Origin of the sequence: Marinactinospora rubrisoli (assembly GCF_042664915.1) — a bacterium.
GTDB classification, from domain to species: Bacteria; Actinomycetota; Actinomycetes; order Streptosporangiales; family Streptosporangiaceae; genus Marinitenerispora; species Marinitenerispora rubrisoli.
Window position 1 is genome coordinate 192,167 of sequence record NZ_JBHTBH010000005.1, and the last position, 14,308, is coordinate 206,474.

15 protein-coding genes are annotated in these 14,308 nt (G+C 73.8%); 8 read left to right on the forward strand and 7 right to left on the reverse strand.

The features are described from left to right. Positions 1 to 27: 27 nt before the first annotated feature. From ACFQRF_RS12190 to mobA, 4 genes are all read left to right on the forward strand, one after another. Positions 28 to 465 carry a hypothetical protein gene (locus ACFQRF_RS12190; protein WP_379871159.1) on the forward strand — a complete coding sequence of 146 codons (438 nt, stop codon included), beginning with the start codon at positions 28 to 30 and terminating at the stop codon, positions 463 to 465. 453 nt (positions 466 to 918) lie between these two features. Further along, complete coding sequence (locus tag ACFQRF_RS12195) at positions 919 to 1,545, forward strand: hypothetical protein (protein WP_379871160.1); 627 nt, start codon at positions 919 to 921, stop codon at positions 1,543 to 1,545. A 49-nt stretch (positions 1,546 to 1,594) separates the two neighbouring features. Then, positions 1,595 to 2,392, forward strand: a complete 798-nt coding sequence (locus ACFQRF_RS12200; RefSeq protein ID WP_379871161.1) for a hypothetical protein — start codon at positions 1,595 to 1,597, stop codon at positions 2,390 to 2,392. Positions 2,393 to 2,677: 285 nt separating this feature from the next. Continuing rightward, a complete protein-coding gene (gene mobA / locus ACFQRF_RS12205) occupies positions 2,678 to 3,283 on the forward strand; it encodes a molybdenum cofactor guanylyltransferase (protein WP_379871162.1) in 606 nt (201 codons plus the stop codon). A 26-nt stretch (positions 3,284 to 3,309) separates the two neighbouring features. Here mobA and ACFQRF_RS12210 read toward each other — a convergent pair whose 3' ends face one another. Then, positions 3,310 to 3,891, reverse strand: coding sequence for an HD domain-containing protein (locus ACFQRF_RS12210; protein ID WP_379871163.1), 582 nt, complete (start codon positions 3,889 to 3,891; stop codon positions 3,310 to 3,312). A gap of 164 nt (positions 3,892 to 4,055) precedes the next feature. Next, entirely contained in the window at positions 4,056 to 4,301 is a 246-nt protein-coding gene (locus ACFQRF_RS12215) for a hypothetical protein (protein ID WP_379871164.1), read from the reverse strand. Positions 4,302 to 4,790: 489 nt separating this feature from the next. On the opposite strand from ACFQRF_RS12215, the gene ACFQRF_RS12220 reads away from it, so the two are divergent. Then, positions 4,791 to 5,000: a dodecin gene (locus ACFQRF_RS12220; protein WP_379871165.1), complete on the forward strand. Its 210-nt coding sequence runs from the start codon at positions 4,791 to 4,793 to the stop codon at positions 4,998 to 5,000. A 274-nt stretch (positions 5,001 to 5,274) separates the two neighbouring features. On the opposite strand, the gene ACFQRF_RS12225 is transcribed toward ACFQRF_RS12220, so the two are convergent. From ACFQRF_RS12225 to ACFQRF_RS12240, 4 genes are all read right to left on the reverse strand, one after another. Then, entirely contained in the window at positions 5,275 to 6,687 is a 1,413-nt protein-coding gene (locus ACFQRF_RS12225) for a metallopeptidase TldD-related protein (RefSeq protein ID WP_379871166.1), read from the reverse strand. Positions 6,688 to 6,814: 127 nt separating this feature from the next. Further along, complete coding sequence (locus tag ACFQRF_RS12230) at positions 6,815 to 8,302, reverse strand: TldD/PmbA family protein (RefSeq protein ID WP_379871167.1); 1,488 nt, start codon at positions 8,300 to 8,302, stop codon at positions 6,815 to 6,817. A gap of 96 nt (positions 8,303 to 8,398) precedes the next feature. Beyond that, entirely contained in the window at positions 8,399 to 9,160 is a 762-nt protein-coding gene (locus ACFQRF_RS12235) for a VldE C-terminal domain-containing protein (protein WP_379871168.1), read from the reverse strand. A gap of 106 nt (positions 9,161 to 9,266) precedes the next feature. Then, positions 9,267 to 9,617: a hypothetical protein gene (locus ACFQRF_RS12240; RefSeq protein WP_379871169.1), complete on the reverse strand. Its 351-nt coding sequence runs from the start codon at positions 9,615 to 9,617 to the stop codon at positions 9,267 to 9,269. A gap of 258 nt (positions 9,618 to 9,875) precedes the next feature. Between ACFQRF_RS12240 and ACFQRF_RS12245 the strand changes: the two genes are divergently transcribed. Beyond that, positions 9,876 to 10,469 (forward strand): flavin reductase family protein, encoded by a 594-nt coding sequence (locus tag ACFQRF_RS12245; RefSeq protein ID WP_379871170.1) that lies wholly within the window; start codon positions 9,876 to 9,878, stop codon positions 10,467 to 10,469. A gap of 29 nt (positions 10,470 to 10,498) precedes the next feature. Here ACFQRF_RS12245 and ACFQRF_RS12250 read toward each other — a convergent pair whose 3' ends face one another. Next, on the reverse strand, positions 10,499 to 11,995 hold the full coding sequence (locus ACFQRF_RS12250) for an LCP family protein (RefSeq protein ID WP_379871171.1): 1,497 nt from the start codon (positions 11,993 to 11,995) through the stop codon (positions 10,499 to 10,501). Positions 11,996 to 12,407: 412 nt separating this feature from the next. Between ACFQRF_RS12250 and ACFQRF_RS12255 the strand changes: the two genes are divergently transcribed. Together ACFQRF_RS12255 and folP are read left to right on the forward strand one after the other, a co-directional pair. After that, a complete protein-coding gene (locus ACFQRF_RS12255) occupies positions 12,408 to 13,331 on the forward strand; it encodes an Lrp/AsnC family transcriptional regulator (RefSeq protein ID WP_379871392.1) in 924 nt (307 codons plus the stop codon). 119 nt (positions 13,332 to 13,450) lie between these two features. Further along, positions 13,451 to 14,242 carry a dihydropteroate synthase gene (folP, locus tag ACFQRF_RS12260; RefSeq protein ID WP_379871393.1) on the forward strand — a complete coding sequence of 264 codons (792 nt, stop codon included), beginning with the start codon at positions 13,451 to 13,453 and terminating at the stop codon, positions 14,240 to 14,242. Positions 14,243 to 14,308: the final 66 nt, after the last annotated feature.

The window sequence follows — 14,308 nt, forward strand, 5'->3', positions numbered from 1 at the left end:
CCGGAGACGCCGGGGAGGTGCGCGGGCGTGCTGAAGGTCGTCCTCGGTGAGGTCGAGGTCGTGATCGAGGCGGTCTCGACCGTGCCGGACGCCGCGGTGTCCGGTGAAGACCCGGCCGCCGTTCTGGCCGGGACCGAGTTCGGCGCACGCTGCCGCCCGGCGCTGGTGCGCTGGCGCGGCCGGTCGCTGCGCTACGTCGCCGTGTGGCCGGAGCGGGCGGTGCTCGGTCCGGCGGACCCGCCGCCGGACCTGGCCGGCGTCGTGCTGGCCCAGGTGGTGCGCGGCTGGCGGTGCCGCGTCTGTGGCCGCCGCGTCACCGCGGTCGTCCCCGAGGGCGCACTGCCGTTCTTCGGCGGGAACCTCAAGCCGCACCGCTGGGCGGCGAACTGTCCGCACTGCGCCGCCCACGTGGACCGGGCACGCATGCACGCCCTGTGCCTGCTGCCGGAGCGCCCGGACGCGTGAGCACCGAGAGGGCGGACCACGGCGGGGTTTTCCACAAGCCCCGGATCCGGTTGGCGACCGCGCCCGGACCGCACGAAGACTGGGAGTGTACCGGCCCAGGAATCGGAGGCGGCGATGCTCGTCCAGTCCCACTTCGGCGACACCCACCCCCACATCGGCCATCGCGCCGCCCGGCGGCCCGAACTGAGCCCGGACCGGGCGTGTCCACGGCCCCGCAACCGGTTTTCGGATATCCCGCCGAGCGCATTATGCCGCGCTGAGTTCGCCGGTGAATCCGTATTAATCGAGGTCTCCACAATAAATCCCCGGCTCCTGAACAGCAATTATGTAAACGCGCTGCGAAAGCTGAGATTCATGGGTTTCACGGCTATTCGGCGGGGCACCCCTGATTCCGGAGCCCCGAACGCCGTGAGGCGTGCGTCCGTCCGGCTCCACAGCCCTTCAGGAGACTCCATGAACCCGGCCCTGACGATCGGCGTTCTCGGCGCCCTCGCTCTGCTTCTCATCGCCGGCGCCATCGTGCTCGTCCTCGCGCCCATCCAGCGCAGCCGGCACCTGCGGCGAAAATTCGGCGCGGAATACGACTGGGAGGTCGAGCACGCGCAGGATCGGCGTGCCGCCGAGCGGGAACTCGTCCAGCGGGAGAAACGGTACGCGAAACTTCGCCCCCGGCCGCTTTCCGAGGCGGTTCGGCAGGAATACATGCGGAACTGGGCCGCAATTCAGGAACGGTTCGTCGATTCCCCCGCCGAGGCGGTGCGTGCGGCGGACCGGTTGCTGGCCGGGCTGATGAGCGACCGCGGGTACCCCGTGCGCAGCCCCGAGCAGGCCGTCGCGGCGCTCTCCGTGGAACGTCCGGAGGTCGTCGCCGGTTACCGGGCCGCGCGCGCCGTCCTGGCGCCTGGCGCGGACCCGCCGCGCACGGAGGAGCTCCGGGTCGCGCTGGTGCGCTACCGGACGCTCCTCATCCGGCTCCTGGAGAGACCCGCTCCGGCCTCGCCGGGGGACCGGGCGGCCGTTCCGCAGGCGGTGGGCTCCCGAGGATCCCCGGCGCGGCCGGATCCGCCGTCGGCGCGCTGAGCGCGCCGGTGCGCGGTCGCGCCGCCCCGTCCCCGCCCAGGAGGCACCAGTGAACCTGCCCGCCGACGCCCCCCGTGCGTCCCACGATCCCCGACCCACCGACTCCCGGCCCGCCGAGGCGAGAGACACCGGCTCCGGCCGCGACTCCGGGGACGGCGCTCCCCGCGAGACCCGCGAGCGGACGACCCCACCCGCCCGTGCGGCCCGGCCCCCGGACGACCTGCTGGCGAGCCGGCGCGAGGCGCGCTGGAACTTCCGGCACTCCGAGAAGCTGCGCAGCCAGGCCGCCCGCACCCGCCGGCCCCTGGAGGGTGACGCCCTGGCCGCGGACGAGGACGCCCCGGAGCCGCTCCGGGCGACTTCGCCGCCGCACGACCGCGACGACGGCGCGCCCGGCTTCGGGCACCCGGAACCCCGTGAGCCCGCCCGGCCGCCAGGAACGGCTGCGGAGCGGGGATCAGCCCGAGCGGCTGCGGAGCGCGACGAGATCCGCACGGCCGGGGACTGGGAGCCGCACCGGGCCGCACCCGAGCGCGATGCGGCCGGCGCGTCCGCCGCGGAGCAAGCCGAGGAGCAGGAGGCGCCGTTTCCCGCCGCGGAGGTGGACCGGCTGCGGCAGCGGTGGCGCGAGTTGCAGAGCGACTTCGTGGACGATCCGCCCGCTTCGGTCCAGGACGCCGACCGCCTCGTCGGCGACGTCCTCAACATTCTCACCGCAGCGCTCGCCGACCAGCGCCGCGCTCTTGCCGAGCGTGGCGATGACGCCGGGCGCGACACCGAAGAACTGCGCCTGACCCTGCGCGCCTACCGGTCCTTCCTGGAACGGCTGCTGCGCGCCGGGGGCTAGCGGCGTACCGCCGCGCCGAACCCCGTCACCGCCGGTGGCCGCCGTTCCGCCCGCCGCGGGAACGGCCGCCCCGCCCCATGTTCCGGACTCCGTGCCCACGATCCCGCCGCGCCACCCCATGGCCGCGGGGAGCCGGACCGTTTCGGGCCCCGCCCGCAGCCGGGCGGCGCCCGCCAAGACGCCGCGACCGTCATCGTCGCGCCCCGCCCGCCGCACCGCCCCTGCGCTCCCGACGCGGCAGGGGCGGTGCCATGCTTGAGGGAGCGCCTGACCGGAGGTGTCCGTATGACCCAGCCCGAACCCTTCGACGCCGTCGTCCTCGCGGGAGGCGCGGGCCGGCGCATGGGCGGGGTGGACAAGCCCGCACTGCACGTCGGCGGAAGTTCGCTCCTGGAACGCGTCGCCGCGGCCGTCCGGGACGCCCGGCTGCTCGTCGTGGTCGGCCCGGCCCGCGAGCGGCCACCCGCCCGCTACGTCCGGGAGGACCCACCAGGCGCCGGGCCCATCCCCGCCCTGCGTGCCGGAATGGCCGAGGTGGAGTCTCCGTGGTTCGCCCTCCTCGCCGGTGACCTGCCGTTCGTCACCGGCGCCGACGTCACCCGGCTGCGGCTGGCCGCACGCGGCTACGCCGGGGCGGCCTTGCTCGACCCCGCTGGGCGCCCCCAGTGGCTGCTGGGCGTGTGGCACACCGCCACGCTCCGCGCCGCGCTGGTCGGCTACACGGGCGCGTCGCTGCGAGGCCTGCTCAGCCCGCTGCGTCCCGCCCTGCTTGCCGCCCGCGACCCCGACGACCGCTCCGCCTTCGACTGCGACACCCCCGAGGCCCTCGCCCGGGCCCGCGCCGCATTCCGCGCCGCCGACCACCGTCGCGGCCGGGGGACTCCGCGCTAGCCGCCGGCCGCCGGCCGTAACGCCGCTCACCCCGCCACGGGGTGCCGGTTCTGGAACGCCAGCCGCTCGTCGGCCCCGGCGGCGATCGCCTGCAGAACGTCGTCCAGGTGCACGAACACCCGCCATGGCTCGCGCCCCGGCCCGGTGAGGCGGTCGACCAGCAACCGCTCCAGGTCGTCGACCCGCTTTCCGCGCCACACCTTGTCGGCCACGCTGACCAGCAGGTCCTCGATGCCGATTCCCGGCCGCCGCCAGTCGGCGTGGGTCCGGGCGAACCGCGCCAGCCGTTCCTCGATGCCGTGGGCGAGCAGCAACTCGTACCCCGCCTGCTCGTGCGCCGAGCCGGGTGCGGACAACTCGCCGACGTGCACGGTCTTGCCGATGTCGTGGACGGCCGCCCCGAACAGCACGGCTTCGCGGTCGACGGCCGGTTCCGGGTATCCGAGGGCCACGGCGTCGGTGAGGAGGCACGCCGCGGCGTGCACGGCGCGCAGGTGCGCCGCGAGCCGCGGCGGGGCGGACAGCTCCTCCAGAAGGGCGGCCGCACGCTCCGGCAGCGGTGGTGGGCCCGGTTCGGTGAGGGCGCGACGCAGTGCGGTGGAGGTCACGCGGGGCAGCCTAGGCGATGGAGCGCCCGTTCCACGACGAGCGCCGGGCGGGCACCGGGGCGCACCCGGTGTCCGCACTCAGGCGCGCATTCCGGCTCCGTGCCGGCCGGGACCGTCGATACCGGCGGAATCGGGCACCCGCCCGCGCGGCGGCGTGCGCCGGTTCATCCGGTGAAGTCCTCGAACGGCACCGTCTCCCGGAGAAAGCCGCGGATCTCCAGGAACTCCGAGAGGTAGGCCCGGTGCTCGTCGCAGGCCAGCCAGGTCTTCCGGCGGTCCGGGGTGTGCACTTTCGGGTTGTTCCAGACGAGCGCCCAGCTCGCGGACCGGTGACAGCCTTTCCGGGAACACCGGGGAGGTTCGGTTTCGCCCCCGGCAGCCGTGATACCGCCCTCGTGATCGTTGTGCATTGTTCACCTGCTGTCCGGCCGGATCCGCTGCACGGCAAGGAATGGTCAAGAAGGATTCCGCCCACAAAAAAGCGACGCCGGGTGGCTACGGGGGCAAACCACCCGACGTCGCGCACGGTGTTCCGACGGGGGCTCGAAACACCGGCTCCGCGCTTCGACGGGGGACCGAAGCGCTGATTCCCAATGTACACTGCCGATCCCCCGTATACGTCAAGAGTCTGTTACGACGTGATCTCGGGAGAGTCCCACGCTTTGGCGGCCATTGGTCCTGAACCGCCATCAATCCGGAGCTATCACCGTGGTTTCCGGGAAAATGCCATGCCAAGACCGGGCCGCGCTCTGATCAATCGGGGGTCAAAACCGGTTTGCCTCTGTCGGGGACGCGGAGTTCATCCCGCGCCGGAGCGGGAACGGCGAGAACACGGCGCCGGAAGTCCGCAAGCGCGCACATCCGGGGTGCGACTCCGGCTCGCGAACAGGAGGAACGCCATGGTGAACCACGTCTACCGGGTGACCGAGATCGTCGGCAGTTCGCCCGAGGGGGTGGAGCCGGCCATCCGCAACGGGATCGCGCGCGCCGCGGCCACCCTACGGGAACTGGACTGGTTCGAGGTGACCGAGGTCCGCGGCAGCATCGAAGGCGGCGAGATCGCGCACTTCCAGGTCGGGCTCAAGGTGGGGTTCCGGCTGGAGAACTGACCGGGCGTGGCCGTTCGGCGGTGGCCCGCTGCGGGAAGGGGAGGGCCGCGCCGCGCGCCCGCGCTGTGTCGCGCGACGCGGCCACCACCGGCGCCGTACCCGCACAGACGGCGCCGGGACGCTCCCACCGGAGGCCAGTTAGGGGAACGTGCGGCCAGTATAACCTACTAAGAGAGTCGGAAAAGCCTGTATTTGAGTCACGTCCGCGCCGCGATGCCCGGCCGCCCGGCGCCTCCAGGCCGCGGCGGCCGGGACGCCGCGGCCTGAAGGCGGCTCAGGACGCCCGGCTCACCGTGGACATGTTGAAGTCCGGAACGCGCACCGGAGGCATGGCGGTGCGCGAGAAGTACGAGCCGTCCTCGCGCGAGAGCGCGGGAACGGTCGCGCCGACCTCACTCGCCCGGGCGAGCAGCCCCACCGGGGACTCGTTGAACCGGAAGTTGTTCACCGCGGCCGTGACCTCGCCGTCCTCCACCAGGTAGACGCCGTCCCGGGTCAGCCCGGTCAGCAGCATCGTCTGCGGGTCCACCGTGCGGATGTACCACAGGCAGGTCACCAGCAGCCCGCGCTCGGTGGCCGCCACCATCTCCGGCAGCGTCGCGGTGCTACCCGGCTGTTCCAGCACCAGATTGTCGGTGTGCGCGGTGACCGGCTGCCCGGTGCGGTCGGCGGAGTGCCGGGTCTGGCACAGCGCGCTCAGGCGGCCGTCCGAGATCCAGTCCGTGCGGCCCAGCGGAAGCCCGTTGTCGAAGGCGGTGCTGCGCCGGCCGGGCGCTCCTGCCAGCACGAACGGCGCGCACTCCAGCCCCGGCTCGGCCGGATCGCTGCGCAGCGTCAGCGGCAGCGGTGCGATGCGCTCGCCGATACGGGTGCCACCGCGCGGCCCGGAGAAGGCCGTCCGGCCCTCCTGCGCGTCGCGCGCCCCCGCCGACCAGTACAGATTGATCATCATGTCGGCGACCGCCTCGGGCGGCAGCAGCGTCTCATACCGGCCCGCCGGCAGCTCCACCCGGCGTCGCGCCCACCCGATCCGCCGGTCCAGTTCGGCCGCCAGCGCGTCGACGTCCACGTCGGTGAAGTCCCGCGTGGCCCGCCCCGCCCAGGTGGAGTGGCCGCCGGCCGCCCCCTCGGCCCCCGACTTGGCGTTCAGCTCAAGGGTCCCGGTGGGCTGGTCGTGGCGCAGCCGCAGCCCGGTGGAGCTGCCGAGGAAGGTCGAGGTGACCTCGTGCTCGGCGTACCCGTACAGCCGGGTGCCGTTCGCGGTGCCGCTCCGGAACGCGCGTCCCAGGTCGCGAGCGACGTCGGTGAACACCTCGATGCCGGTGGTGGGCACGGGGGCGTCCCAGTCGCCGCCCGGGGCGGCCTCCTCCGGCGTGACGAGCGGCCGGCCCTCGGCCGACGGCGCCGCCTCCCGGCTCGCGGTCTCGGCGGCGCGCACCAGGTCGGCCAGTTCGTCGTCCCGCAGCCCGCTGCGCCGCACCACCCCGGCCGCGGTGCCGCCATCGGTCTCGTGCAGTGCGATCACCGTGACCTCACGGCCACGGGTGACGCCGTTGGTGGTCAGCGAGTTGCCGGCCCAGCGCAGGTTCGCCGTGCCGGTCTCGCTCACCAGCACCATGGTGGCGTCGGCACGGGACAGGCCGAGCACGCGCTCGACGGTGGCCTGGGCGGACAGGGACTGGCTCACGGGGTGTACCTCTCGATCGCGCCCGCCGCGGCGGCGGCGGTGGTGGGATGGGGAGCCTGCATGGCCGGGGCGCCAGGGCGCGGGGACGGTGCCGGCCGCCGCCCGGCGCCCGCCGTGCGGAGACCGGTCACCGTCCGGCCTCCTGGACGGTGTTGAGGACCCGCACGTTCTCGAACAGGGCGCTCGGGCAGCCGTGGCTCACCGCGGCGGTCTGCGAGGGCTGGCCCTTGCCGCACATGAAGGACCCGCCGAGCACGTAGGTCTGCGGGCCGCCGAGGGCGGCCATGGAGTTCCAGAACTCGGTGGTGGTGGCCTGGTAGGCGACGTCGCGCACCTGGCCGGCCAGCCGGCCGTTCTCGATCCGGTAGAAGCGCTGCCCGGTGAACTGGAAGTTGTAGCGCTGCATGTCGATCGACCAGCTCCGGTCGCCGACGATGTAGATGCCGCGCTCGACCCCGCTGATCAGGCCCTCGGTGGAGGGGCCGGCCGGGTCCGCGGCCAGCGACACGTTCGCCATGCGCTGGATCGGCATCGTGTGCGGGGAGTCGGCGAACGCGCAGCCGTTGGACTCCTGGTAGCCGCGCGCGGCCGAGATCCGCCGGTCGCGCTGGTAGCCGACCAGGACGCCGTCGCGGACGAGGTCGAACGCGGAGGTCGCCACGCCCTCGTCGTCGAAGCCGATCGTGGCCAGCCCGTGCTCCACGGTGCGGTCACCGGTGACGTTCATGATCGGCGATCCGTAGCGCAGCGTGCCGAGCTGGTCGACGGTCGCGAAGGTGGTGCCCGCGAACGCCGCCTCGTAGCCGAGCGCGCGGTCGAGTTCGGTCGCGTGGCCGATGGACTCGTGGATCGTCAGCCACAGGTTGGACGGGTCGATGACGAGGTCGTAGTTCCCGGGCTCGACACTGGGCGCGGCCAGCTTCTCGGCCAGCAGCTCGGGCAACTCGGCCAGCTCCGCCGCCACGGTCGGCAGGTACTCGTACCCCCGGCCGGCCGGAGCCGCGAGTGTGCGCATGCTCTCCAGCCGCCCGTCGCGAGCGGCCACCACCTCGACCTCGGGCGCGAGCCGGACCCGCTGCTGGGTGGTGACGGTGCCCGCGGTGTCGGCGTAGAACTTCTGCTCCTTGGCCTGCAGCAGGTCGGCGTCCACGTGGTCGACCCGCGGATCGGCCAGCAGCCGGCGGCTCCAGTCGGCCAGCAGGGCGGCCTTCTCGTGCACCGGGACGGTGAACGGGTCGATCTCGTAGGCGGAGACCCAGGTGGCGTCGGCGTGCGGCGGCTCCGGCGCGAGTTCGATGCGATCCGTGCTCAGCTCGGCGGCGACCCTGGCCACCTGCACGGCGCGTTCCGCGACCGCAGCGGCGGCCTCCGGCGTCAGCACGGTGTCCGCGGCGAACCCCCAGGTGCCGTTGTGGACCACCCGTACGGCGAACCCCAGGGTCTCGGTGTCCGCCGCCGTCTCGACCGTGCCGTCGGCCAGCCGCAGCCGCTGGCCGCGGACGCGTTCGAGCCGGAAGTCGGCGTGGTCGGCGCCGAGGTCGCGGGCGCGCTGCAGCGCCGCGTCGGCGAGGGGGCGCAGGGGCAGGGCGAGGAAGTCGTGATCGATGTCAGGCACGACTGGCAACGTAGCCGTTCCCGGCGGTGGTGGCCAGTGCCCCCCTGATCGGGGGAGACCGGGCGGCGCGGCCGTTCACCCAGGCCGCCGTGGCGGTCAGGCCGCGCCGTCTTCGCCGCGCTGGACGTCGACGTGCACGTGGTCGCGGTGCTGCAGGATGTCGTTGCCGGTGTCGCCGGAAACGTAGGGGCGCCAGCCGACCTGGGAGAACGACGCGGACCAGATGCGGTCGTCGAAGATGACCACGGCCAGGTCCAGCTCGTCGGCGTGGGCCACCAGCCAGTGCGCGAGCAGCCAGCCGGCCCGCCGGTTCTCCTCGTCGACCGGCCGGTAGAACACGTCGATCGCGCGGCCGTCGTAGTGCGCGGAGTCGGAGCCGTGCCCGTCGGAGACGCCGCCGGGTTCGAACCCGCCCAGGCTCTGTTCCCCGAACACCTCGGCCATCGCGGTGCGCACCCGTTCCGCCCGCGGGGTGAGGCCGGATTCGGTCAGCTCCTCGGCCGCCAGCCCGTCGGCGGGTGCCGCCCGGCAGGTGAGCACCGGACCGGGGTCGCCCGCGGGACCCTCGCGCAGCCGGTCGAGCACGGCCGGATCGATTCCGGCGGTGTCGGCCTCCGGGACCGCGCTGCCGTCCCCGCGCGCTTCGAGCGCCACCGCCGTGGTCGCGCGGCGGGCCTCCTCCAGCGTCAGCCCGGCCGTCTCCGACCCCAGCCGCACCGCGCACTCGGGCCCCCACGGCAGCGCGGTCTCGCCCAGCCCGGTCCGCTCCAGCAGCCACGGCCCGCCCACGTACACGCCCGCGGCGGCGATGGCCACCGCCGCCGTGGTTCCGACCAGTCCTCGCACCCAGCTCCGCATGCCGTGACTTTATGGGACGTGCGGACCACCCGGTGCCGGACGGCAGGGCGCCGCCGGCAGGGGGATGACCGGTGAGCCGCACCGGGTGTTCCGGCATTCGCGCGGTTCAGCCACGTCGGGCCGGAGAGCCGGGGCCTGCCCGCAGGCCGGTGGCCGCCATCGTCATGGTGGTGAAGGAGAGCGAGCCCATATCCTCCGGCACTTCGGCACGGTCAAGGGCGATGATGTCGTCGCGCATCACTCGGTCCGTGAGGGGGGAGTGCTCCAGGAGGCGGTCGGCCACGGCGGCTCGGCCGGCCGCGACGAGGGCGGACAGGGGCGCGCCCGGCTCTCCCGGCGGCGGCTCGACCGGCTCCGCCAACGCGCGGCGCTCCGGTGTCTCCGGGTGGCGGGCGGCCTCGGCCGTGCGGATGGCGTCTCCGTCGACGGGCACGGTCCTGCTCGGCTTCATCTCCATGCCGCAAACTGTGCCGCGTTTTTTTGATGGCCGCGGCGATGCGGAGCCGGGCCGCGAGCAGGCACGGCTCGGCGCGACTTCGACGCGGTCCGCCGGTCGCCTCGGTCTGACGAGTACCGCCACCGCCCCCGTCAACCGTTCCCGATGGGACGTGCGTCACTCGCCGCCACGGGGAATACCCGGCGCGGCGGGGCGGCTACCCCCGAGGAGACGGCAGTCGCGAGCGGGAGACGGAGGCGCACAGTGCGTGGATGGCCGATGGCGGGATCCAGAACCGGCCAGGCGGCGGAAGCCGGGGCGCGGGAGCAGGCCGCGAACGGTGCGCGGCCCGGCGGCGCGGAGCCCGGCGGCGCGCAGCCGGCGGAATCGAACGTGCCGCCCGACCTGTTCCGCCGGGTCCTCGGTTCGCACGCGGCCGGGGTCGTGGTCGTGACCGCCGATCCGGGCGACGGCCCGGTGGGGCTGACCGCCACGTCCTTCAGCAGCGTCAGCCTCGACCCGCCGCTGGTGTCGTTCTACATCGACGCCCGCTCCGGGTCCTGGCCGGGCCTGCGCGACTCGCGGACGTTCGCGGTGAACATCCTGCACGAGCACCAGCGCGACGTCGCGTCCAGGTTCGCGGCGAAGGGGGTCGACCGCTTCGCCGCGCCCACCCGGTGGTTCCGGGGGCCGGGCGCGGTGCCGCTGCTGCACGGCGCCGTGGGGTACGTGCGCTGCCTGCGGCACGACGTGCTCGCCGTGGGCGACCACTGGCTGGTGGTCGGGCGGGTCGTCGGCGCGGAGGCCGACGCCGGGACCGACTCACGGCCGCTGCTGTACCACCGCAGCCGGTACGGCCGCTTCGAGGCGTGAGACCGTGCGGGCCGGCCGGCCCGCACGGGTCAGGGGCAGAGCGCGTCGAGCGGGGTGGCCTCGTCGCCGACCTGGCGGCCGGGGGTGCTGGGGGAGGGCTCGGGCAGGCCGGTGTACTCCTGCCACTCCGTCGGCCCGTCGTCCGGGGCGGACGGCGACGGCGAGGCCCCGGGGGTCGGCAGCGCGTCCGTCTCGTCGGGAGCGCCGGTGCGCTGCGCGTCCTCCTGCTCCTGGATCGCCTCGCCGACCATGGCACGGATCTCCGCCCAGTCGGGGTAGGCGGTGTTCACCTGCGGCGGTGACAGCTGAAGGCTGCGCATCGTGCCCTCGCCCACGAGTTCGGCGAGGTCCACGAAGTGCATGACCCTGGACTGCGGGATGTCGGTCCGCAGGGTGCGTTTGGTGGCGCCGGCCAGCTCCTGGAAGCTGGTGAGGACGCGGGCCGGGTCGGCCTGTTCGGCGACGTACTTGATCAGGCAGCCCTGCCGTCCCATGCGGGTGTAGTCGTCGCTGTTCACCCGGCTCCGGCCGTACCACAGGGCCTCGTAGCCGTTGAGGTGGTGCGGGCCGGGCTCCAGGACGTCGCCCTCCAGGCCGTAGGGGATGGGCTCGTCGATGTACACGTCGATGCCGCCGATGGCGTCGATGAGGTCCTGGAATCCGCGCATGTCGATGAGCGCGTAGTGGTCGATGTCGACACCGATGGCGTACCCGATGGTCCGGCGCAGGGTGTCGGCCGCCGGGTCCTCGGCCACCGGGTCGATGGCCAGGGTGACGGGATCGTCGGCCACCGTCTGGTAGACCTCGTTCAGCAGGTCGTCGAACCCGTGCGGCTCGGGATAGCGCTCGGCCAGCGCGGTGCCCTCCGGGAACGGCACGTTCTCCAGATTGCGGGGCAGGCCCACGAGCACCGTGTCGCCGTACTCCACGTCGATGCTGGCGACCATCATGCTGTCCGTGCGCATGCCGTACCGGTTGTCCCCGGCGTCGCCCCCGAGCAGCAGCACGTTGACGCGGTCCCGCCCCTCCCAGGGGTCGGCGGCGTCCACGGGCCGGCCCCGGTCGGCGCTGAACACCGAGGACAGCGCGTCGTAGGCGGTGTGCGCGGTGCGCATGACCGCGGCGGCCGGGGCGGCGATCGCCACGCACAGGGCGGTGACCACGAGCGCGGCCGTCCACCTCCTGCTCCAGTGCGCGCGCGGGGGCCGGGTGATGACGTAGGCGTGCACGACCACCGTCATCCACAGCACGCACACCACGAAGGCCGCGGCTCCGGCGGCGATGAGCCAGCGCTCCTGCACCAGGAAACGCATGCTGAGCCGCAGGTCGCCGCCCAGGTGCACCGCCAGCGCGGCGAGCGCGCCGAGCGCCAGCAGGTAGCAGCCGAGGATCGTCCCACCGGCCCAGCGGCGTCCCATGCGCAGGTGCGCGATGCCCGGAACCGGAACGGAGGCGACCGTCCAGAGCAGCGCGCGCCCCGTGCCGCGCGGCCGCTCGCGTCGTCGCTGGGCCCGTTCCTCGGCCATGGCTGCCCCTTCTGGTTCCGCGGTCGCGCGCCACGGAGGCTGCTTCCCCCACTGCCGAGGCGCCGCAGGCCCACCGGGCGCCCCCGCCCGGGCGGCCGGCCCGCCGCGGCGATCAGACAGGGACCTCTACCGCGAGGGGGTGCCGATGATGCGTACCTCGGTGTCGTGCTTTGTCTGAGTTGTTCGAACTGTACCCTTCCGTCCCCTGGGCGGAACGCCGCCCCGACGCCCTGCCGGCTATGGGCGGTTGTGGCGTCGGATGTCGGGTTCCCCGGCCATAGTGGCCCAAAGTCGGGGTTGTTTCTTTCGCGATCAGTAGTTAACGGCCGCGACAACTGCCATGATCTGGCCGGAGGAGGGGGCGGCACCCGGGGGGACATGGGTGCCGTCATGGGATGGAAAGGCATTGAACGTGCTCGATGCGGTCGATGCGGCGCTCGTACGGGCGCTGCAGGGGGACGGTAGAGCGACGTACCAGGCACTGGCCGACGGTGTGGGACTCTCCCGGACGGCGGTCCGGGCGAGGGTGCGGCACCTGATCGGCGCCGGGGCCATCCGGATCGTGGGAGTCCTGCACGCCGGCGTCCTGGGGATGGAGGTATTCGGTCACATATCGTTCCGGATTTCCGGCCCGGTGCGGCCGGTCATGGCAGAACTGGGCCGCCGGGAGGCGGTGACGTTCGCGGCGCTCACCGCCGGAAGGTTCCCGGCGGTGGCGCACGTGCGGGTCAGCGGTGACGCGGCACTGGCCGCCGAACTCGCCGCGCTGCGCGGCCTGCCCGGGGTGCACGGAGCGGAGGTGTTCCGGGCGGGCGCGATCGTCAAGGACGCCTACTCCAGCGTCCGGGCGCTGCGCGAGATCGCCATCGATCCGCTGGACTGGCGGCTCATCGGTCATCTGCAGCGCGACGGACGGGCGTCCTACGCCGAACTCGCCCGTAACGTCGGCCTCTCCCAGGCCGCCGCGCGGTCGCGGGTGGTCCGGCTCATCGATGCGGGCGTTGTGCACGTCACCGCGCTCATCGAACCGTCGGCCGTGGGTGCGAACGAACACCTCGGGTTCGGGCTGCGGTGCCGCGGCGACGCCGAGGCGATCGCGGCCCGGCTCGGCGCACTGGCCGGAGTGTCCTTCGTGTCCACCGGGTTCGGGCGCTACGACATCGTCGGCAGCGCCACCGCCACCGACCGGCCGACCCTCGTGGAGGCACTGGAGGCGATCCGCGGCTGCCCCGACGTCTCCTACGTCGAGACGTGGGAACACCTCTCGGTGGTCAAGGAACGGCACCAGGTGGACACGGCCGGATCCCCGGCCGTGCGGCACGAGGGGGACGGATGAACGAGGCCCGCGGACCCGGGGGCGGTTCGGCCGCCGCGGCGGCTCGGCCCGTCCCCGGGGCCCCGGCCGGTGTGCTCCGGCTGGGCGGCCGGGCGTTCGGGCCGGGGGAGTACGCCGTCATGGCGGTGGTCAACCGCACCCCCGACTCCTTCTACGACCGCGGTGCCACGTTCGGCTTCGATGCCGCGCTGACGGCCGCGGCCACGGCGCTGCGCGACGGCGCCGACATCGTGGACGTGGGCGGGGTCAAGGCCGGGTACGGCGCGGAGGTCACCGTCGAGGAGGAGATCCGCCGCGTCGTGCCGTTCGTGACCGAGCTGCGCCGCCGGCACCCCGGCGCCCTCATCTCTGTGGACACCTGGCGCGCCGAGGTCGGGCGCGCGTGCGCTGAGGCCGGTGTCGACCTGATCAACGACACCTGGGCCGGGGCCGATCCGGATCTGGCCCGGGTCGCCGCGGAGTACGACGTCGGGCTGGTGTGCAGCCACAGTGGCGGGCTCGCCCCGCGCACCGATCCGCACCGGGTGGGCTATGCCGACGTGCTCGACGACGTCCGCCGGACCGTGGCCGGCCTGGCCGAACGCGCGGTGCGGCTGGGCGTGCGGCCGGACCGGGTGCTCGTGGACCCCACGCACGACTTCGGCAAGAACACCTACCACTCGCTGGAGCTGAGCCGGCGGCTGGGCGAGCTCGTGGCCACCGGCTGGCCGGTGCTCCTCGCGGTGTCGAACAAGGACTTCATCGGCGAGACCCTCGACGCCCCGGTCACCGAGCGGGCCGCCGGCACGCTGGCCACGCTGGCGGTCGCCGCGTGGGAGGGCGCGCGGGTGTTCCGGGTGCACGACGCCGCGTCGGCCCGGACCGCACTGGCGGCCGTGGCGGCGTTGCGGGCGGCCGGTCCCCAAGGGTGATGTGAAAGCTTTTCGGGTTTTCCCGCCCGATGACTTGCGTCACCGGAAAGTTACCCATGAGTATTG

Bases quoted from the DNA above. Each gene is read 5' to 3' on its own strand.
- ACFQRF_RS12195 (WP_379871160.1), top strand. From the start codon at position 919: ATGAACCCGGCCCTGACGATCGGCGTTCTCGGCGCCCTCGCTCTGCTT.
- mobA (WP_379871162.1), top strand. From the start codon at position 2,678: ATGACCCAGCCCGAACCCTTCGACGCCGTCGTCCTCGCGGGAGGCGCG.
- ACFQRF_RS12215 (WP_379871164.1), bottom strand. From the start codon at position 4,301: ATGCACAACGATCACGAGGGCGGTATCACGGCTGCCGGGGGCGAAACC.
- ACFQRF_RS12220 (WP_379871165.1), top strand. From the start codon at position 4,791: ATGGTGAACCACGTCTACCGGGTGACCGAGATCGTCGGCAGTTCGCCC.
- ACFQRF_RS12235 (WP_379871168.1), bottom strand. From the start codon at position 9,160: ATGCGGAGCTGGGTGCGAGGACTGGTCGGAACCACGGCGGCGGTGGCC.
- ACFQRF_RS12240 (WP_379871169.1), bottom strand. From the start codon at position 9,617: ATGGAGATGAAGCCGAGCAGGACCGTGCCCGTCGACGGAGACGCCATC.
- ACFQRF_RS12245 (WP_379871170.1), top strand. From the start codon at position 9,876: ATGGCGGGATCCAGAACCGGCCAGGCGGCGGAAGCCGGGGCGCGGGAG.
- ACFQRF_RS12250 (WP_379871171.1), bottom strand. From the start codon at position 11,995: ATGGCCGAGGAACGGGCCCAGCGACGACGCGAGCGGCCGCGCGGCACG.
- folP (WP_379871393.1), top strand. From the start codon at position 13,451: ATGGCGGTGGTCAACCGCACCCCCGACTCCTTCTACGACCGCGGTGCC.